Annotated in this window: 12 protein-coding genes; 5 read left to right on the plus strand and 7 right to left on the minus strand. The window is 65.5% G+C overall.

From position 1 onward, the window contains the following. The first annotated feature begins 66 nt into the window (after positions 1 to 66). From LB566_RS07300 to LB566_RS07320, 5 genes are all read left to right on the plus strand, one after another. Positions 67 to 1,368 carry an MFS transporter gene (locus LB566_RS07300; RefSeq protein WP_224623893.1) on the plus strand — a complete coding sequence of 434 codons (1,302 nt, stop codon included), beginning with the start codon at positions 67 to 69 and terminating at the stop codon, positions 1,366 to 1,368. A gap of 19 nt (positions 1,369 to 1,387) precedes the next feature. Continuing rightward, on the plus strand, positions 1,388 to 3,838 hold the full coding sequence (gene nirB / locus LB566_RS07305) for a nitrite reductase large subunit NirB (protein ID WP_224623894.1): 2,451 nt from the start codon (positions 1,388 to 1,390) through the stop codon (positions 3,836 to 3,838). Between the two features lie 4 nt (positions 3,839 to 3,842). Continuing rightward, complete coding sequence (gene nirD / locus LB566_RS07310) at positions 3,843 to 4,172, plus strand: nitrite reductase small subunit NirD (RefSeq protein ID WP_140549702.1); 330 nt, start codon at positions 3,843 to 3,845, stop codon at positions 4,170 to 4,172. A 3-nt stretch (positions 4,173 to 4,175) separates the two neighbouring features. Next, positions 4,176 to 6,923, plus strand: coding sequence for a nitrate reductase (locus LB566_RS07315; RefSeq protein WP_224623895.1), 2,748 nt, complete (start codon positions 4,176 to 4,178; stop codon positions 6,921 to 6,923). A 233-nt stretch (positions 6,924 to 7,156) separates the two neighbouring features. Then, on the plus strand, positions 7,157 to 8,011 hold the full coding sequence (locus tag LB566_RS07320; RefSeq protein WP_224623896.1) for a hypothetical protein: 855 nt from the start codon (positions 7,157 to 7,159) through the stop codon (positions 8,009 to 8,011). Between the two features lie 192 nt (positions 8,012 to 8,203). Here LB566_RS07320 and LB566_RS07325 read toward each other — a convergent pair whose 3' ends face one another. From LB566_RS07325 to LB566_RS07355, 7 genes are all read right to left on the minus strand, one after another. Further along, a complete protein-coding gene (locus LB566_RS07325) occupies positions 8,204 to 9,718 on the minus strand; it encodes an aldehyde dehydrogenase family protein (protein ID WP_224623897.1) in 1,515 nt (504 codons plus the stop codon). A gap of 170 nt (positions 9,719 to 9,888) precedes the next feature. Beyond that, a complete protein-coding gene (locus tag LB566_RS07330; RefSeq protein ID WP_224623898.1) occupies positions 9,889 to 11,151 on the minus strand; it encodes an RNA polymerase sigma factor in 1,263 nt (420 codons plus the stop codon). Further along, positions 11,148 to 11,522, minus strand: coding sequence for a YciI family protein (locus tag LB566_RS07335; protein WP_140496184.1), 375 nt, complete (start codon positions 11,520 to 11,522; stop codon positions 11,148 to 11,150). The genes LB566_RS07330 and LB566_RS07335 overlap by 4 nt, the downstream gene beginning before the upstream one ends. An 84-nt stretch (positions 11,523 to 11,606) precedes the next feature. Beyond that, on the minus strand, positions 11,607 to 12,710 hold the full coding sequence (locus tag LB566_RS07340; RefSeq protein WP_140549697.1) for a DNA topoisomerase IB: 1,104 nt from the start codon (positions 12,708 to 12,710) through the stop codon (positions 11,607 to 11,609). Positions 12,711 to 12,842: 132 nt separating this feature from the next. Continuing rightward, the gene (locus LB566_RS07345; protein ID WP_140549696.1) at positions 12,843 to 13,727 is read right to left on the minus strand and encodes a transglutaminase domain-containing protein; all 885 of its coding nucleotides are present in this window, start codon (positions 13,725 to 13,727) and stop codon (positions 12,843 to 12,845) included. 14 nt (positions 13,728 to 13,741) lie between these two features. Next, positions 13,742 to 16,153, minus strand: a complete 2,412-nt coding sequence (locus LB566_RS07350; RefSeq protein WP_224623899.1) for a circularly permuted type 2 ATP-grasp protein — start codon at positions 16,151 to 16,153, stop codon at positions 13,742 to 13,744. 6 nt (positions 16,154 to 16,159) lie between these two features. Beyond that, entirely contained in the window at positions 16,160 to 19,519 is a 3,360-nt protein-coding gene (locus tag LB566_RS07355; RefSeq protein ID WP_224623900.1) for a DUF2126 domain-containing protein, read from the minus strand. Positions 19,520 to 19,620: the final 101 nt, after the last annotated feature.

The raw sequence follows: 19,620 nt of genomic DNA on the forward strand, positions 1-19,620 counted from the left end.
CGCCAGACCGCCAAACATCGATCAAGAAACACGCGCGGTGCCTCCTACCGCAAACCGGAGCCTGACATGACCGCAAATCTCCAAGCCGCGCCCAGCCAGGATAGCGCGCCCCGGCAAGCGCTCGTGATGTCCACCATCGCCTTCACCGTCTGCTTTGCGGTGTGGACGATCTTTTCCATCATCGGCGTGCGCATAAAGCAGGAACTTGGGCTGAACGAGACGGAATTCGGCCTGCTCGTCGGCACGCCGATCCTCACCGGCTCCCTCGTGCGCATGGTACTCGGCGTCTGGACCGATCGCTATGGCGGACGGCTGGTCTACACCGCCACCATGCTCACCGCGGCGGTCGCGACCTTCCTGCTCGCTTTTGCGCACACTTACGCGCAGATGCTGATCGCTGCGCTCGGCGTCGGGCTTGCCGGCGGCTCCTTCGCCGTTGGCGTCGCCTATGTCTCACGCTTCTTCCCGGCCGGCCGGCAGGGCACGGCGCTCGGCATCTTCGGCGTCGGCAATGTCGGCGCCGCCGTCACCAAATTCCTGGCGCCTTTCGTGCTTCTCGCCTGGGGCTGGCAGTCGGTCGCGCTGATCTGGGCGGCGGCACTTGTCATCATGGCCGCCATCTTCTGGCTCACGACCGCCGACGATCCGGTCATCCGCGAGCGCCGTGCCGGCAAGACCATGCCTGTGAGGAGCTTCTGGCAGGAATTCGCGCCGCTGAAGAACCTGCAGGTCTGGCGCTTCGCGTTCTATTACTTCTTCGCCTTCGGTGCGTTCGTGGCGCTGTCGCTGTGGCTGCCGCGCTACCTGATCGGCGTCTACGGCTTCGGGCTGGCGACCGCCGGCATGATCGGCGCTGCCTATTCAATTCCCGCGAGCATCTTCCGCGCCTATGGCGGCGTTCTGTCCGACCGCGTCGGCGCCCGCGCCGTGCTCTATTGGACCTTCTCGGTTTGTGCCGTCGCGACCTTGGTGCTGTCTCTCCCCTCGGCAGACTATGTCGTGCGCGGCATCAGCGGGCCGATCTCCTTCCATTTCGAGATCGGCCCGCTCGCCTTTATCGCCGTCGCCAGCGTGCTCGGCTTCTTCATGAGCCTCGGCAAGGCCGCCGTCTACAAGCACATCCCCGCCTACTATCCGCGGAGCGTCGGTGCCGTTGGCGGCGTCGTGGGCATGATCGGCGGCCTCGGCGGCTTCATCCTGCCGATCGCCTTTGGAGCGCTGAACGACCTCACCGGCATCTGGTCGAGTTGCTTCATGCTGCTCTTTGTCATCGTCGCCGCCTGCTTTGCCTGGATGCATGTCAGCGTCAGGCGCATGGAGCGCGCCGCATCAACCAAGGCGCCGACCCTTTCTTATGCTGCAGAATGACACCGGAGCGGATCAGGGCATGACCGAAAAACTCGTCATCATCGGCAACGGCATGGCTCCCGGGCGCATGCTGGAACACCTGCTGGAGAAGGCGCCCGGCCGTTTCCAGGTCACCATCTTCAACGCCGAGCCAAGGGTCAATTACGACCGCATCATGCTGTCGCCGGTTCTCTCGGGCGAGAAGGCCTACGAAGAAATCATCATCCATGGCGACGGCTGGTACATCAAGCACGGCATCACCCTCTATAAGGGCCACAAGATCGTCGCCATCGACCGGCAGGCGAAGACCGTCACCTCCGACCACGGCGTCACCGAGCCCTACGACAAGCTGGTCATCGCCACCGGCTCGGTGCCATTCATCATTCCGGTCCCCGGCCACAACCTGCCCGGCGTTCTCACCTATCGCGACCTCGACGACGTCCAGGCGATGATGCTCGCCGCCCAGTCGCGCGCCAAGGCGGTGGTGATCGGCGGCGGCCTGCTCGGGCTGGAGGCGGCGGCGGGCCTCAACGCGCAAGGCATGGACGTCACCGTGCTGCATGTGATGCCGACTTTGATGGAGCGCCAGCTAGATCCGGCCGCAGGCTACCTGCTGCGGCGCGCAGTCGAGCAGCGCGGCATCAAGGTCATCACCAAGGCCAACACCCAGGCGATCACGGGCAACGGCAGGGTCGAGCGGGTGGAACTCGCCGACGGCACAATCATCCCGGCGACGCTGGTGGTGATGGCGGTCGGCATCCGGCCGAACGCGGCGCTGGCCAAAGATGCCGGCATCGTCGTCAACAGAGGCATCGCCGTCGACCCGGGCATGCGCAGCAACGATCCGGACATCTATGCGCTCGGCGAATGCGCCGAGGTGAACGGCCAGGTCTATGGGCTGGTCGCCCCCCTCTACGAGATGGCGCGCGTCACTGCCAGCCAGCTTGCCGGCGACGAGACTGCCGCCTTCGTGCATTCGGATACGCCCACCAAGCTCAAGGTCACCGGCATCGACCTCTTCTCGCTCGGCGACTTCGCCGATGGCGAGGACCGCCAGGAGATCGTGCTGCGCGATGCCGCCGCCGGCGTCTACAAGCGCCTGGTGCTGAAGGACGACCGCATCATTGGCACCGTGCTCTACGGCGAGACATCGGACGGCGCCTGGTTCAACGACCTCAAGAAGAAGCAGACCGATATCTCGCAGATGCGCGATACGTTGATCTTCGGCCAGTCCTACCAGGGGGGTGCCCCGCTGGACCCTATGGCGGCCGTTGCAGCCTTGCCGGATGATGCGGAAATCTGCGGCTGCAACGGCGTCTGCAAGGGCAAGATCACGGGCGCGATCACGGCCGGGGGCCTGACCTCGCTCGACGACGTGCGTGCCCACACCAAGGCATCCGCCTCCTGCGGTTCTTGCACCGGCCTGGTCGAAAAGCTGATGGTGCTGACCATCGGCGACAAGTACAACCCCGCCGCCGTGCAGCCCATGTGCTCCTGCACCACGCTCGGCCATGACGAGGTGCGCCGGCTGATCAAGGCCAAGGCGCTGAAGACCATTCCCGCGATCATGCAGGAACTGGAATGGAAGACCTCCTGCGGCTGCGCCAAATGCCGGCCGGCGCTGAACTACTATCTCGTCTGCGACTGGCCGGATGAATACGCCGACGACTACCAGTCGCGCTTCATCAACGAACGCGTCCACGCCAACATCCAGAAGGACGGCACCTATTCGGTGGTGCCGCGCATGTGGGGCGGGGTGACCAATGCCGCCGAGCTGCGCGCCATCGCCGATGTCGTCGACAAGTTCGAGATCCCGATGGTCAAGGTCACCGGCGGCCAGCGCATCGATATGCTCGGCATCCGCAAGGAGGACCTGCCGGCGGTATGGGCCGATCTCGGCCAGGCCGGCTTCGTCTCCGGCCATGCCTATGCCAAGGGCCTGCGCACGGTGAAGACCTGCGTCGGCTCCGACTGGTGCCGCTTCGGCACGCAGGATTCCACCGGCCTCGGTGTCCGCATTGAAAAATTCATGTGGGGCTCGTGGACGCCGGCCAAGGTCAAGATGGCGGTGTCGGGCTGCCCGCGAAACTGCGCCGAGGCGACCTGCAAGGATGTCGGCGTGATCTGCGTCGACAGTGGCTACGAGATCCATTTCGCCGGTGCGGCCGGCCTCGACATCAAGGGTACCGAAGTGCTCGGCCTGGTCAGGACCGAGGACGAAGCGCTGGAGCATATCGTGGCGTTGACGCAGATGTACCGCGAACAGGCCCGCTATCTCGAGCGTATCTACAAATGGGCCAAGCGCGTCGGCATCGCCGAGATCAAGCGCCAGATCATGGACGACGCGGACAAGCGCAAGGCCTTCTACGAGCGCTTCGTCTTCTCCCAGAAATTCGCCCAGGTCGACCCGTGGTCGGAACGCGTGTCGGGCAAGGACAAGCACGAGTTCCGGCCAATGGCCTCGGTCGGGTTCGCGCAGGCGGCGGAGTGAGACAATGACTTGGACACCCATCGGCACCCTCTCCGACATCCCCCGCCGCGGCGCACGTTGCGTCGCCACGCCGCAAGGCAAGATCGCCGTCTTCCGCACCGCTGACGACCAGGTCTTCGCCATCGACGACCATTGCCCGCACAAGGGCGGCCCGCTGAGCCAGGGCATCGTGCATGGTGCGGCGGTCACCTGTCCCCTGCACAATTGGGTGATCTCGCTCGAAACCGGCAAGGCGCTCGGCGCCGACGAGGGCGCGGTGCGCACCATTCCGGTCAAGATAGAGGGCGAGCGTCTGTTCATCGCGCTCGAAGCGCTGGCCAGCCGCGCGGCCTGACCCATGCAGATTGGCGAAGCACGCGAGGTGAGGACCACTTGCCCCTATTGCGGGGTGGGTTGCGGCGTGCTGGCGAAGGTCGCCGCGGACGGGCAGGTGTCGGTCCGCGGCGACCCCGATCATCCCGCCAATTTCGGCCGGCTCTGCTCCAAGGGATCGGCGCTGGCCGAGACCATCGAGCTCGACGGCCGGCTGCTCCATCCCGAGATCCACGGCCGCCGCGCCTCCTGGGACGAGGCACTCGATCTCGTCGCGTCGACCTTGACACAGACCGTCGCCGAGCACGGGCCGGATGCCGTCGCCTTCTATGTCTCGGGCCAATTGCTGACCGAGGATTATTACCTCGCCAACAAGCTGATGAAGGGGTTTCTCGGCTCGGCCAACATCGACACCAATTCGCGCCTCTGCATGGCGTCCTCCGTCGCCGGCCACCGCCGCGCCTTCGGCTCCGACACGGTGCCCGGAACCTACGAGGATCTGGAGCTTGCCGACTTGATCGTGCTGGTCGGCTCCAACCTCGCCTGGTGCCATCCCGTGCTCTACCAGCGCATAGCTGCCGCACGTGAGAAGCGCCCGGAGATGAAAATCGTGCTGGTGGACCCGCGCCGCACCATGACATCCGACATCGCCGACATGCATCTGGCGATCGCACCGGATGGCGACGCCGCCCTGTTTACCGGCCTGCTCGCTTACTTGGGTGAACACAATGCGCTCGACCGCGCCTACATCACGGCGCACACGACCGGCTTCGGACAAGCCCTCTTCGCCGCCTCGGCGCTCGACCTTGCCGGCATCGCTGCCGCCACGGGCCTGAGCGAGGACGAGCTCGGCCGCTTCTACAGCCTGTTTGCCAGGACCGAAAAGACCGTGACCGTCTACAGTCAGGGCGTCAACCAGTCGTCCTCGGGCACCGACAAGGTCAACGCCATCATCAACTGCTATCTTGCCACCGGTCGTATCGGCAGGCCCGGCGCCGGGCCGTTCTCGGTCACCGGCCAGCCCAACGCCATGGGCGGACGCGAGGTCGGCGGCATGGCCAACATGCTGGCCGCCCATATGGAGATCGAAAACCCCGGGCATCGCGAACGCGTGAAGCGCTTCTGGAATGCACCTGACATCGCGCAAAAGCCCGGCCTGAAAGCGGTCGATATGTTCCAGGCGGTCGCCGACGGGCGTATCAAGGCGTTGTGGATCATGGCCACCAATCCGGTCGATTCGATGCCGGATGCCGATGGCGTCGAAGCGGCGATCAAGGCCTGTCCGTTTGTGGTGGTGTCGGACGTGCTGGCCGAGACCGATACTGTCCGCCATGCCCATGTCCGGCTGCCGGCCGCCGCCTGGGGTGAGAAGAACGGCACCGTCACCAATTCCGAGCGCCGCATCTCGCGCCAGCGCCCGTTCCTGGCAGCACCCGGCGAGGCGCGGCCCGACTGGTGGATCGTCGCCGAGGTGGCGCGGCGGATGGGTTTTGGCGAGGCGTTTTCCTATGACGCGCCGGCGGAGGTTTTCGCCGAGCATGCCGCGCTGTCGGGTTTCGAGAATGACGGGGAACGGGATTTCGATATTGGAGCGTATGCCGATATCGATGCCGAGCGATATGAGGCGTTGAGGCCATTCCAATGGCCAGCGCCGAGCCCAGGCGTCCCCCTCTGGCCTGCCGGCGCCGGCAGGCCAGAGGGGGGCGCTCAAGCTCGACGCCGGTCAGAGGGGGACAGCACGGCTGGAAGCCAAACCACCCGCTTCTTCGCCGACGGCAACTTCTACACCCCCGACCGCAAGGCGCGCTTCATCGCCGTCCGTCCCACAATCGTATCCCACACCTCGCCCGACTTCCCGCTCATCCTCAACACCGGTCGTGTCCGCGACCATTGGCACACCATGACGCGCACCGGCAAAAGCCCGCGTCTGTCGCAGCACATCGCCGAACCCTTCGTCGAAATCCACCCCGACGACGCCGCGCGATACGGCATTGGCGACGCCGACATCGTGCGCGTTTCCAGCCCGCGCGGCGCCGTGCTCGTGCGCGCGCTGGTCACGTCCCGCCAGCGCCGGGGCAGCATCTTCGCGCCGATGCACTGGACGGACCAGTTCACCGCCAAGGGCCGGCTCGACACGCTGACCGCGCCGCTCACCGACCCGGTTTCCGGCCAGCCGGCACTGAAGCACGTCGCGGCCCGCATCGAGAAATTCGCCGCCAGGGCGTTCGGTTTTGCCGTGACGCGCCGGAAGCCCGCGACGATTGCCGCCGACTACTGGGCGGTTGCCCGGTGCCGGGGCGGCTGGCGGGTCGAGCTTGCCTTTGCCAATGACGAGATCGACTGGGCTGCCTTCGCCGTCTCACTCTTCGGCACCGCGGATGCCGAAGTACTTGCCTATCACGATCGCGACTACGGCCAGCACCGTATCGGCGCCTTCGACGGCGAGCGCCTTGCCGGTGCCCTGTTCGTCGCGCCCGGCCCGGTGGCCGTGTCGCGCGGCTGGGCGACGCAGCAGCTCGAAGAGGCCCACGCCAGCCAACGCCAACGCTTCCGCATCGTCGCCGGCCGCGCCGGTGCCGAACGGCCCGATGCCGGCGCGACCGTCTGCTCCTGTTTCAACATCGGGGTCAACCAGATCACGGCGGCGGTGGCTTCCGGCTGCACGAATCTGGAAGCCATCGGTGCCGCGCTGAAGGCTGGCACCAATTGCGGCTCCTGCCGCTCCGAGATCCGAGCGATCATCGAGGCCCGCCGGATCCAGGCGGCCGAGTAGGCGGCGACCCCGCTTCAGCCGTCATAGCCGAGCGGCACGACGCTCGTAGCTGCGGTTGCCCGGATCGCCGCTGAACGGACCGTGCTTACCGCCGCCAGCATAGCCGCCGGCGTCTCGTCACCGTCTTCGACCCTATGGAACTGGACTATAGTTCGAGCCGTCTCGTCTGGACACCAATGCGCAAGGCTGAAAATGTCCTGGAGCGCACAATGTGGCGAACCAGAAGGAGGCGGATGCTGGACATCGAGGACATAGCGGCTCATCCGGATCTGCACCGCCACGTCAGGGAACAGTCGCTGGCGCTGATCCACATCTACGAAGCCAGCCCGCGGCTTGCTTCCATATTCGCCACGCAGCAGCGCTGGCTGATGGGCCATGTCGGCCTTGCCATGCACTTCAGGCGCGACCCGGACGACCGCCGCAGCGCGTTGACGGTGTCGCGCTTCATCGAATTCGTGCATCAGCACAAGGTCGCCAGCCGCAACACCGCTGACGCTTTCATCAAGGAGATGCTGCACTACCGCATCGCCGAATACGTAGCGGGCGGAGACGGGCGCACCCACCCGTTGCAGCCGACAGCGGACACGGTGCGGACATTCACAGGATGGGTGCACGCACATCTACGGACCCTTGACCGACTCGACGGCGCGGACCGGCTGGCGAGATACCTGGAGCGGCCCGATATGCTCGCCGCCCTGCAGCCCCTCGTGGCGGACGGCCTGCTTTCGTCCAAACCGGTGCGCGAACCCAACCAGACCTTTTCCCTGTTCATCTGGCTCAACAATGGCGGCATCGTCATGGATCGGCTCATGTCCGGCATCGACCCCGACCATGCCGGCCTAGATCGGATTCCGACCAGCGTGGTCTCGGTGGCGGAATTCGCCAGTTGGCTCAAACTGTCGCGCACCCACCTCGCCCGAAAACTACGCGATGCCGAGGCGCTCGGCAGCATCGGCTGGCTGGGCCAGCGCGGCAATTCCGTGATGTGGGTCTCGCACCGCTTCTTTCAGGAATACATGACCGTCCAGGCCGCCAAGCTGGCGATCGTGGATGCCGCCTTCGCAGCGTGCTTTTCCACCGACCACTGAGAGAGAGACTCGCCGCTGCCCCGGGCAATGAAGGCGGTCCGAGCCGCTGCGTATCCTTCGAAACAAAAAGCCGCCTCGGCGGCGGGTCGTCAGCACCATACGAAGAATGACAGCATAACTGCCCTCAGCAGTGAACCTCAGGTCGCAGAACGGCCCGGGTGCGCAACGTCATCCGAGCCGGAACCCGAAGTCTCACTCGATGTCGAATGAGACGCCCTGGGCGAGCGGCAGCGCCTTGGAATAGTTCACCGTGTTGGTGGCGCGGCGCATGTAGGCCTTCCACGCATCGGAACCGCTCTCGCGGCCGCCGCCGGTTTCCTTTTCACCACCGAAGGCGCCGCCGATCTCGGCGCCCGACGTGCCGATATTGACGTTGGCGATGCCGCAGTCCGATCCGTCGACGCCGAGGAAGCGCTCGGATTCCTGCAGGTCGCGGGTGAAGATCGACGACGACAGCCCCGCTCCCACCGCATTGTGCTCGTCGAGCACGGCGTCGAAATCGGTATATTTCATCACATAGAGGATCGGCGCGAAGGTCTCTTCGGTCACTGGCGAGACTTGGCTGGGCATTTCGACCAGCGCCGGATGCACGTAATAGGCGTCCGGATGGCCATTCTCGACCCGCGTGCCGCCGGTCACCTTGCCGCCGTGGGCGGCAGCCTCCTTCAGCGCTTTCTGCATGGCCTCGTAGGCTGCCTTGTCGATCAGCGGCCCAACGAGGGCCGACGTCTCCAGCGGATTGCCGACAGAGACGCTCTGATAGGCCTTCTTCAGCCGCGGTATCAAGGCGTCGTAGACGCTGTCATGCACGAACAGGCGCCGCAGCGTCGTGCAGCGCTGGCCCGCCGTGCCCATCGCACCAAAGGCAATTGCGCGCAACGCCATGTCGAGATCGGCGGTCGGGCAGACGATGCCGGCATTGTTGCCGCCGAGCTCCAGCACCGCGCGTGCAAAACGCTTGGCCAGGCGCGGCCCGACGTCGCGACCCATGCGGGTCGAGCCGGTGGCGGAGACCAGCGGCACCTTCGGATGATCGACCAGTATCTCGCCGACGGCGCGGTCGCCGATCAGCACCGACGCGAGCCCTTCCGGCGCATCAGTGCCGAAGCGCTTGACGGCGCGCTTGAAGATCGCCTCGCAGGCAAGCGCCGTCAGCGGGGTTTTTTCGGAAGGTTTCCACACCACCGCGTCGCCGCAAACCAGTGCAAGTGCCGCATTCCACGACCACACCGCGACCGGGAAGTTGAAGGCGGAGATGACGCCGACCACGCCGAGCGGATGCCAGGTTTCCATCATGCGGTGTCCCGGACGCTCGGTGGCGATGGTCAGCCCGTACAATTGCCTGGAAAGACCGACGGCGAAGTCGCAAATGTCGATCATCTCCTGCACTTCGCCGAGCCCTTCCGAGGGGATCTTGCCGACCTCGATCGACACCAGCCGGCCAAGTTCGGCCTTGTGCGCGCGCAATTCTTCGCCGAGCAGCCGCACCAACTCGCCGCGCTTCGGCCCCGGTACCAGGCGCCAGACCTGGAACGCCTTGTGCGCGGCATCGATGGTCCTGGCCGCGTCGGCAGGCGAGATCGTGCTCAACGCCGCGATCTGCTCGCCCGTCACCGGGCTGCGCACGATCAGGTCGCCGCCGGCAAGCGCCTCCTTGGCAACACCCAGTTTCGCCAGAAGCTCGGCGGTTTCCTTCGCTATCGTCATGTCTGTCCCTTTCAGATCCCGCCATTCATGTGGCGTGGTCAAAGCATTGCGCCATGCGTTCCCTATGCCGTCAGGCGCAAGGAGGCGCTGTCTGGCGTGCCAATAGCGGTTTCACGAAAAAATCGCCACCCCGGCATGGTCCAAGCCCGGGCCAGACCATTGAACCAGGGTCAGCTTGCCGTCCGCGCGGCGCCGTCCTTCATCAGCCGGTCGATATGCATGCGTATATGGGCCGCTTCCGCCGCCGTGTTGGCAAGCGCGATGGCGCGGTCGAAGGCGACCCGCGCCTCCTCGCCCCGGTCAAGCTGCATCAAAAGCCCGCCCTTGAGGCCGAAGAAATGAAAATAGCCGGAAAGCCTCTGCTCCAGCGGCTCGATCATGGCAAGTGCCGCCTCCGGGCCACGCACCTTGGAGACCGCGACGGCACGGTTGAGGGTGACGACTGGCGACGGCTGCATCTGTTCGAGCAGGCCGTAGAGCAGGTCGATCTCGACCCAGTCCGTGTCCTCGGCCTTCTCGGCCCGCGCATGCAGCGCGGCAATCGCCGCCTGCACCTGGTAAGGGCCTGGCTTACGGTGGCGCAGCGCCTTGTCGACCAGCGCCAGCCCCTCGTCGATCATCTTGCGGCTCCATAGGCTGCGGTCCTGATCCTCGAGCAGAACGATCTCGCCGTCCCCATCGAAGCGGGCCGGTGCGCGCGCATGCTGGAGCAGCAACAGCGCCGTCAGCCCCATGATCTCCGGCTCGGTCTGGAAGAGCCTGAGCAGCAGCCGGGCCAGCCGGATCGCCTCCTCGCACAGCGGCGCGCGGGCCGGCGCCTCGCCGCTGTTGGTCGAATAGCCCTCGTTGAAGATCAGGTAGACCATGGCCGCGACCGCGGCGAGCCGCTCCGAGCGCTCCACCGCGCCCGGCGTCTCGAACGGCACGCCGGCGTCGGCGATACGTGCCTTGGCGCGGGTGATGCGCTGCTCCATGGCGCTTTCGCCGACCAGGAAGGCGCGTGCGATCTGCTTGACCGTGAGGCCCGAGACGATGCGCAGCGCCACCGCGATCTGCTGCGTTGCCGGCAGGTCGGGATGGCAGCAGATGAATAGCAGCCGCAATATGTCGTCGCGGTAGTGCGCGCCATCGAGCCGCTCGGCGATGTCGCTCTCTGCGTCCTCGAGATCGGAGATCTGGTCCTCTTCCGGCATCGGCGCCTGCTTGGCGCGCTTGCGCACCGCGTCGATGCCGCTGTTGCGTCCGACGAAGATCAGCCAGGCCGCCGGATCGCGCGGCGGACCGTTCTGCGGCCAGTTCTTCAGCGCCCTGAGGCAAGCGTCCTGGAAAGCTTCCTCCGCCGTGTCGAGGTCGCGGAAATAGCGCAGCAGCGCACCCATCGCCTGCGGGCGGGCGGCGCTGATCGCGGAGCTGATCCAGGCAAGTTCGGTCATACGGCTACCCTGGTGGGATTGAAGATGGATACCGGCCGGATTTCGTAGGAGCCGCCGCTCGGATTGACCTCGGAAAGTTCGCGCGCGAACTCCACCGCCTCGTCGAGATCGGCGCATTCGAGCGTGTAGAAGCCGAGGAACTGTTCCTTGGTCTCGGCGAACGGCCCGTCGATGACGATCGATTCGCCCTTGACCTTCCTCAGCGTCGTCGCCGCCGTCGTCGGCAAAAGCCGCGCCACCGGGCCAAGCCGGCCGGCGTCCGCATATTTCTGCTGGACATCGAGAATGTTGGCCATGACCTTGTCGTCCTGCTCCTTGCTCCAGGAGCAGACGACGTCTTCGGAAGCATAGCACAAGATCGCGTAGAGCATGGTTTGTCCTCTTCTGTGTCAAAGGACGAAACACTAGGACCGATCCCGACACGACGTCGATAAAAAAATCGAGGCGCTGCGGATTCAGCGGCCGGTGGTTGCCGCGGGTCCGCTTTCGTGCGTCTTCAGCCATCGCAGCACGAGCGCTTCCTCATCATCGAGACCGTCTATCGATCGTTTGCGTTTGTTGGCTTCCGCCATTTCGGCAAGCAGCCGTCCCTGCAGCCAGGCTTCGAAGACTTGCGGATGGATGTAGCATTGGCGGCAGACGGCGCGCGTGTTGCCCAGCCGCTCGGCGACCCTGTCGATGACGCTGTTCATCGCCCGTTTCTGCTGTGCCTGGCTGTCAGGCAGCACCGTTTGCGCAAACAGCGACGCGGCGTGGATGGTGCCGCCCCATGTACGGAAATGTTTCGAGCTGAATGCATCGCCGATGGCCTCCCTGATGTAGCGGTTGACGTCCTCGGAGCGCACCGGGTGTCTGGTGCCGTCCTCGTCGAGATACTGGAACAGCTTTTGGCCCGGCAGGTCCTGCGCGCCTCGCACGATTCGCGCGATGCGGCGATCGACCAGCTTCAATTTCCATTCCTTGCCCGATTTGCCCTTGAAGGCGAACCGCAGACTCGATCCCTTGATGTCGACATGGCGGTCCCGCAATGTCGTCAGGCCGAAGCTCTTGTTGTCGCGGGCGTAAGCGGCGTTGCCGACGCGGATCATGGTGTTGTCGAGCAGCCAGACGATCGCGGCGACGACGCGTTCGAGCGGCAGGCCGTGGCGGCGCAGGTCGCTGTCGATCCTGTGCCGAAGCTCCGGCAGGCTTTCGGCGAAGGCGACAAGGCTCGAATATTTGGCGCTGTCGCGTTCCTCGGCCCAATGCGGATGATAGCGATATTGCTTGCGCCCCCGCTGGTCCCTGCCGGTCGCCTGGATATGTCCGTCCGCCTCGGGCGAGATCCAAACATCCGTCCAGGCCGGCGGGATCACGATCGCCTCGATGCGCGCTCGCGTGGCATCCGAGACCGGCCCGCCATGAGGTCCCCTGTAGGAAAATCCCTTGCCCGATTTCAGCCGGCGGATACCGGGCTCGGTATCGCTGACATAGATCAGTGCGGCGTGCTCGGCAGAAATCTGAGCACCGTTCTTTGGTGCGGCGTCGCCGTCGATAGTCAATCCGGATTTCTGCAGCATGCTGGCCCCACGGAAACACCCGTAGATAAGCCTCTAGGCCGAGCACTGGTTCCACTCCTGTCCGAAAAGTCGGCGGCCACCCACGCCGGCGGCGGAACCCTGCACTGCGCGTTGCGCAAAGCAGGCCTGACGTCAGGCCTTCTCGAGCACCACCGGGATGACGTCGACGGCTTGCTCGCCGACCTGTCCGCCGGTGGTCTTGAGAACGCCGACGATCGGCGCGACATCCGAATAGTCGCGGCCATAGCCAACGGTGATGTGATCGTTGGAGGCCCGCATGCCGTTGGTCGGGTCGAACTCCTGCCAGCCGGCATCGCGCCCGCACCACACCTTAACCCATGCATGCATGGCGTCGGCACCCTCCAACCTGGGCTTGCCCTTGGGCGGAATGGTGCGCAGGAAGCCGCTGACGTAGCCGGCCGGTATGCCGAGCCCGCGCAGGCCGGCGATCATGATATGCGAGAAATCCTGACACACGCCGCGCTTCAGCCGGAAGGCATCGCCTGCCCTGGTGCGGACGGTGGTCGCCTCGTTGTCATAGGTGAAATCGCGGTGGATGCGATTGCAGAGGTTCATCGCCGTACCGGCGGCCGAGCCGCCGACGCTGTCGCGCGCATAGGCGGTAATCGCCGCATCGATGCCGGCGTGACCGCTGGCGGCCAGGAAATGATGCGGTGTATCGGGCGCCAGCGAGCGCACGGCGGCGAGCTCCTGACGCAGCCGGCTAAGGTCGGGCGACACGTCGAGCCCGGGCTCGGGCCGCGACACCGCCACGCGCGCGCTCATCCTGATGTCGAGTGCGTCATGCGCATCGCGGAAGGCGATCGAGGTGACGTTGTTGCCGAAGAAATCGGAAAAATCCGAGCGTTCGTTTGGCGCAGGCGCGAAGGACAGCGACGCGGCGACGACGCGCTGCACGCCGTCGATGGTCGGCGGCAGCACGCGCACCTGGTGACGGCCGCCGCCGGCGACGGCGGCGTAATCGTAGTGAAGGTGAAGCCTGATGTCGTAGAGCATGCCGGAGCGCCGCCTTAACCGAAATAGGCCTTGGCGAGGCTGCTGTAGAGCCCGCCTATCTCGCCGGCGAGATCGTTCAGCGCCTTCACAGTCATGTCCGCTGGCTCCTTGATGGCGATGGCCGTGTTGAGCTGCAGGATCTCCTTGGCCGCAGGCGACATGTGCCCTTCGCCGCCGATCGGCGGCAGCAGCCCGATCTCGGCCTTCAGCCGTTCGAGCTGGAACAGGATGGAACGCGGATTGAGCGGATCGAGCGCCAGAAGGTCGATCACCGTGCGGCGGCCGGCTTGCACAGGGTACTGCCGCCGGTGCGTCATGACGCTGTCGCCGATCTCCAGCATCATGTCGAGCGAGCCGTCCGGCGCCTTGTCGTTGGTCAGCCGGGCGAGCGTGCTGGCGATCTGTATGCCGCGCTCCAGCCGCCGGCCGATCTCAAGGAAGCGCCAGCCCGCGAAGCGGTACATGTTCTCGTGCAGCAGGCCGGAAAAACCGGCGAGCTTGCGCAGGATGACGGTCATGGCCCGTGTCGCATCATCCCCCGGCGCCACCGTCGTCGCGAACTGATGAATGGTCTTCGACAGGTCCTTGAGCGCCAGCCAGCCATCCGGCGAGAAACGGTCGCGGATCTGGCCGGCGCTGTAGACGGCGCTGTCCAGCGTGCCGATCAGCCCCGATGGGATCGCTGTTTCGACATCGATGCCGAACGGTTCGAGATGATCCCTGATGTCGGCCAGCAACGGCATATCGGGATCGGAGGTCTCAGCCAGCCGCACATGATAGGCGCGGAGGATGCGCACCGTGTCTTCCGAGCGTTCGATGTAGCGGCCGAGCCAGGTCAGGTTTTCCGCCGCGCGGCTGGGCAGGCTGCCCGGCCTGGTGCGGCTGAAGCTGTCGCCCTCTTGCGGCAGCAGCGTCTCGCGCTCCACCGGCCGCTCGCTGACCACCCAGACGTCGGCCGCCTGGCCGCCGCGCTGCATGGCGATCGCCGTCGGATCGAGCGACAGGCCGACGCGGGCGAACCCGCCCGGCATCACCGTCCAGCCCTCGGGCGTGCGCGCCAGATAGACGCGCAGGCTCGCCGGCCGCGGCTCCAGTCGACCGTCGACATAGACGGGCGTCGTCGAAAGCGTCACCGCTTCCTGGCCGACGAAAGCGTCGCCGTCGCGTTCGATGCGCGCCACCAGTTCCGCCCGCTCCCCGGCCGACAGCGCCGAGCCAAGCCTGGTCTGGTCATCGTCCTCGAATGCCAGCCTCGTCGACAAGGCCGGACCGATCATCATACGGTCGATATTGGCCAGCACATGGGCGCGTTCACTCGCTTGCCCGCACCACCATGTCGCGACCGTGGGCAGCTTCAATTCCTCGCCCCGCAATTCGCGCGCGATCCTGGGCAGGAAGGCAAGAAGTGCGCGCGTCTCCATCAGGCCCGAACCGAGCGCGTTGACCGTGGAGACGCTGCCTTGCCGGATCGCCTCGACCAGCCCCGGCGTGCCGATCTGCGAATCCGAGCGCAGTTCGAGCGGATCGGCGAAAGCGGCATCGAGCCGCCGCCATAGCACACTGACCGGCATCAGGCCCGAAACCGTGCGCACCATCAGCCGTCCCCCGGAAACGGTCAGGTCCTCGCCTTCGAGCAGCATGATGCCGAGATAACGGGCAATGTAGGCGTGTTCGTAATAGGTTTCGTTGAGCGGCCCCGGCGTCAATATGGCGACGCGGCCGTCGGCTTCCTTGGCCATGCCGATCAGCGCGTCCCTGAAACGGCGAAAGAAGCCGGCGAGCCGGTGCACATGCATTTCGCCATAGATATCGGAAAGGGCGCGTGTGGTGGCGACGCGGTTCTCCAGCGCGAAGCCGGCGCCGGATGGTGCCTGAGTGCGGTCGCCCAGCACCCACCAGCGCCCGTCGGGCCCGCGACCGAGCTCGAAGGCGCAGAAATGCAGGAAGTGGCCGCCGGCCGGCCTGGTGCCGATCACGGGCCGCAAATATTCCGGGCTCGCTGCGATCAGACCCGCCGGCAGGACGCCCCTTTCGACCAACCGATTTGGCCCATGAATATCGGCGATGATGTCCTCGAACAGTTCGGCGCGTTGCACGAGACCGGCGCTGATCGTCTCCCACTCGCCGTCCTCGATGAGCATTGGCACATGCGCCAGCGGCCATTCTCGCTCGTTGGCGCCGGCCTTGTCGTAGACGCGGTAATAGACGCCGGCGTCGCGCAGATACTGGTCGGCGCGGGCAAAGCGCTGGGTGAGCTCTTCGGCGCCGAGATCGTCGAGCGCCTCGATGAAATGCTTCCAGGCCGGACGGGGATTGCCCGACGCGTCGACCATTTCGTCGACGACGCCGTCGATCGGCTGGTAGTGCTCCAGCAGGCGATGGATCTGCGCCTTGCCGCGTACCCGCTTGTGAGTCCCCTTTGCCATTGCTGATCAGAATCTTGGCGGACGCCGAAGGTCAAGCGTCATCGGGAAATCTTCCGCAGCTTGTTCCTCGCGCGGCACATAGCTGGATGGCGTATGGCCACGCGGCTCGAAGCGGGCGAGCCGCCGCGCCTCCGCCTCGTTGCCGTTGACGGGGAACGTGTCGTAGCTGCGTCCGCCTGGATGCGCGACATGGTAGACGCAGCCGCCGACCGCCCTGCCCGACCAGCGGTCATAGATATCGAACACCAGCGGCGTGTTGACCGGCAGCGCCGGATGCAGGCCCGAAGCCGGCTGCCAGGCCTTGAAGCGCACACCCGCCACGGCGATCTCCCTGTTGTCGGTCACCTTCATCGGCACGATGCGGCCGTTGCAGACGACGGCATGGCGCTCAGGGTTCAGCCCTTCGGTCTTGACCTGCAACCTTTCGACCGAGGAATCGACGAAGCGCACGGTGCCCCCGATGGCCCCCTGCTCGCCCATGACATGCCACGGCTCCAGCGCCTGCCGCAGTTCCAGCTTGACGCCCGCATATCGGACTTCGCCGTAGAAGGGAAAGCGGAACTCGAGCTGGGCGTCGAACCATTCGGGTCGGAACGCGAAGCCGTTGAGCTTGAGGTCGTCGAGCACGTCGATAAAATCGACCCAGACATGATGCGGCAGCATGAAGCGGTCGTGCAGCGAGGTGCCCCAGCGCACGAAGCGGCCGTCGAGCGGGTTCTTCCAGGCGCGCGCGATGATCGCCCTGACCAGCAGTTGCTGCGCCAGGCTCATGCGCGCATTGGGCGGCATCTCGAAGCCGCGGAACTCGACCAGCCCCAGCCGGCCGGTCGGACCATCAGGCGAAAACAGCTTGTCGATGCAGATTTCCGAGCGATGTGTATTCCCGGTGACATCGGTCAACAAATTGCGAAACAGCCGGTCGACCAGCCACGGCAAGGGCGCTTCGCCCTTGTCGGGATGTGGCACCTGCGCCATGGCGATTTCGAGCTCGTAGAGCGTATCGTGGCGCGCCTCGTCGAAGCGCGGCGCCTGGCTGGTCGGACCGATGAACAGGCCGGAGAACAGATAGGACAGCGAGGGATGCCGCTGCCATTGCAGCACCAGGCTCTTCAACAGGTCGGGGCGGCGCAGGAACGGGCTGTCATTGGGCGTCGCGCCGCCGACCACCACATGGTTGCCGCCGCCGGTGCCGGTGTGGCGGCCGTCGATCATGAATTTATCCGCGCCAAGCCGCGTTTGCCGCGCCTCCTCGTAGATCGCCGTGGTCGTGGCCACGCAATCCTGCCAGTTGGAAGCGGGGTGGATGTTGACCTCTATGACGCCGGGGTCCGGCGCAACGCGGATGACGTTGAGGCGCGGATCGTGCGGCGGGCCGTAGCCCTCGATATGCACTGGCAACCCGATCGCCTTGGCCGCGTTCTCGGCTGCCGCCACCAGCTCAAGATAATCCTCCAGCGCCTCGACCGGCGGCATGAACACGCAAAGCCGTCCGTCGCGCGGCTCGACCGAAAGTGCGGTGCGCACCGCGCCGCCGATCTCGGTGAGCTCCTGCTCGACCCGGTCCTGCTGGGCGGTCGCGGCCGTGAACGAGGCCGCCTGCTGGCGGCGAGCCATTTCATCGGCGCCCTCGCGTTCGGCCGGGGCCGGGCCAGGCAAGATCGCCTCTCGCGCGGGCAACTCACCGCGCGGCTGCGACGGATCGACCGGCACGACATAGGGATACTGCTCCGGCGGCACGTGAGGCAGCGTTCCCAGCGGCAAGCGATAGCCGACCGGTGAATCGCCCGGCACCAGGAACAGCCGCCCGCGCCGTGTCGTCCATTTTTCCGAGCGCCAACGCTGGCCCGACGCCTGGCTGTTCCAGCGCTGCACCGGCAGCACATAGCCCGACGGCTTGGTCAGCCCGCGTTCGAACACTTTCGCCATGCGGCTGCGTTCTTCGGGATCCTCCAGCTTCGAATTAGTCGGATCGACATTCTCCGGCAGCTTGCCTTCCTTGAGTAGCCATTCGGCCGGATCCTCATAGGCTTCGCTGACCATCGACGTGTCGATGCCGAGTTCGCCGGCGATCGCGGTCAGCAGGCTCTCGGCGTGCCTGGCATCGATATCGGCCTCGGTCTTTTCGCGCGCGATCAGCGACGGATCGCTCCACATCGGCTGGCCGTCGGCGCGCCAGTAGAGCGAAAACGTCCAGCGCGGCAGGCTCTCGCCGGGGTACCATTTGCCTTGACCATAGTAGAGGAAGCCACCGGGCGCGAAGCGCTCGCGCAATCTCCGGATCAGCGCATCGGCCTTTTCGCGTTTGGTCGGGCCGACGGCGGCGGTGTTCCACTCGGCGGACTCGAAATCGTCGATCGACACGAATGTCGGTTCGCCGCCCATGGTCAGCCGTACGTCGCCGGCATCGAGCGCGGCGTCGACGTTTTTGCCCAGCGCATCGAGCGCCTGCCAGCTTTCATCCGAGAACGGCTTGGTAATGCGCGGATGCTCCGCGATGCGGTCGACCCGCATCTCGAAGCCGAACTCGACATTGGCGAAGCTCGCCATGCCGGAAATGGGCGCCGCGTTGCGGAAATGCGGCGTGGCGGCAAGCGGCACATGGCTCTCGCCGGTGAGCAGGCCCGAAGTCGGGTCGAAACCGACCCAGCCTGCGCCGGGAAGATAGACCTCGCACCACGCATGCAGGTCGGTGAAGTCCACTGATGTACCGGCCGGCCCATCGAGCGCGACGAGGTCGGGCTTAAGCTGGATCAGATAGCCCGAGACGAAGCGTGCGGCGATGCCGAGATGCCTCAGGATCTGCACCAAGAGCCAGCTCGAATCGCGGCACGAGCCCTTGGCCGCTGCCAGCGTTTCCTCCGGCGAGAACACGCCGGTCTCCATGCGCACGATATACGTGATCTCGCGCTGCAGCCGGGCATTGAGGTCGACGAGAAAGTTGACCGTGTTTTTCGGGCTGGTATCGATGGTTTTCAGGAATGCCGAGAGCAGCGGGCCCGCCGCTTCCGGTGTGCGATAGATGGCGAGGTCGTCGCGTGTCTCTTCCGGATATTCGAACGGGAAATTTTCCGCCGTCTCCTCGACGAAGAAATCGAACGGATTATAGACCGTCATGTCGGCGACGAGGTCGACCTCGATCTTCAGTTCACTCACCGGCTCGGGAAAAACGAAACGGGCAAGGAAGTTGCCGTAAGGGTCCTGCTGGAGATTGACGAAGTGGTTCGCCGGCTCGACCTTCAACGAATGGCTGAGCACCTTGGTGCGCGAATGCGGCGCCGGCTGCAACCTGATCACCTGCGGACCAAGCACCACCGGCCGGTCGTATTTGTAATGGGTCAGGTGATAGACGGCGGCCAGAATTGCCATGGAGCCCCGGAGATCGGCGTTTAGCTGGCCGAACCCTGACACATCTGGCCGTCATTCTCCAAGCGGATGTTGCGCTGCACCTAACTTAAACGGCTACCCAA

It is taken from the genome of Mesorhizobium sp. CA13 (genome assembly GCF_020165235.1).
In the GTDB taxonomy this organism is placed as follows: domain Bacteria; phylum Pseudomonadota; class Alphaproteobacteria; order Rhizobiales; family Rhizobiaceae; genus Mesorhizobium.

What these genes read in the sequence shown, in the direction of transcription:
- LB566_RS07325 (WP_224623897.1), bottom strand. Translation starts at nt 9,718, where the DNA reads ATGACGATAGCGAAGGAAACCGCCGAGCTTCTGGCGAAACTGGGTGTT.
- LB566_RS07320 (WP_224623896.1), top strand. Translation starts at nt 7,157, where the DNA reads ATGCTGGACATCGAGGACATAGCGGCTCATCCGGATCTGCACCGCCAC.
- LB566_RS07345 (WP_140549696.1), bottom strand. Translation starts at nt 13,727, where the DNA reads ATGCTCTACGACATCAGGCTTCACCTTCACTACGATTACGCCGCCGTC.
- LB566_RS07315 (WP_224623895.1), top strand. Translation starts at nt 4,176, where the DNA reads ATGCAGATTGGCGAAGCACGCGAGGTGAGGACCACTTGCCCCTATTGC.
- nirB (WP_224623894.1), top strand. Translation starts at nt 1,388, where the DNA reads ATGACCGAAAAACTCGTCATCATCGGCAACGGCATGGCTCCCGGGCGC.
- LB566_RS07340 (WP_140549697.1), bottom strand. Translation starts at nt 12,710, where the DNA reads ATGCTGCAGAAATCCGGATTGACTATCGACGGCGACGCCGCACCAAAG.
- LB566_RS07330 (WP_224623898.1), bottom strand. Translation starts at nt 11,151, where the DNA reads ATGACCGAACTTGCCTGGATCAGCTCCGCGATCAGCGCCGCCCGCCCG.
- LB566_RS07355 (WP_224623900.1), bottom strand. Translation starts at nt 19,519, where the DNA reads ATGGCAATTCTGGCCGCCGTCTATCACCTGACCCATTACAAATACGAC.
- LB566_RS07335 (WP_140496184.1), bottom strand. Translation starts at nt 11,522, where the DNA reads ATGCTCTACGCGATCTTGTGCTATGCTTCCGAAGACGTCGTCTGCTCC.
- nirD (WP_140549702.1), top strand. Translation starts at nt 3,843, where the DNA reads ATGACTTGGACACCCATCGGCACCCTCTCCGACATCCCCCGCCGCGGC.
- LB566_RS07350 (WP_224623899.1), bottom strand. Translation starts at nt 16,153, where the DNA reads ATGGCAAAGGGGACTCACAAGCGGGTACGCGGCAAGGCGCAGATCCAT.
- LB566_RS07300 (WP_224623893.1), top strand. Translation starts at nt 67, where the DNA reads ATGACCGCAAATCTCCAAGCCGCGCCCAGCCAGGATAGCGCGCCCCGG.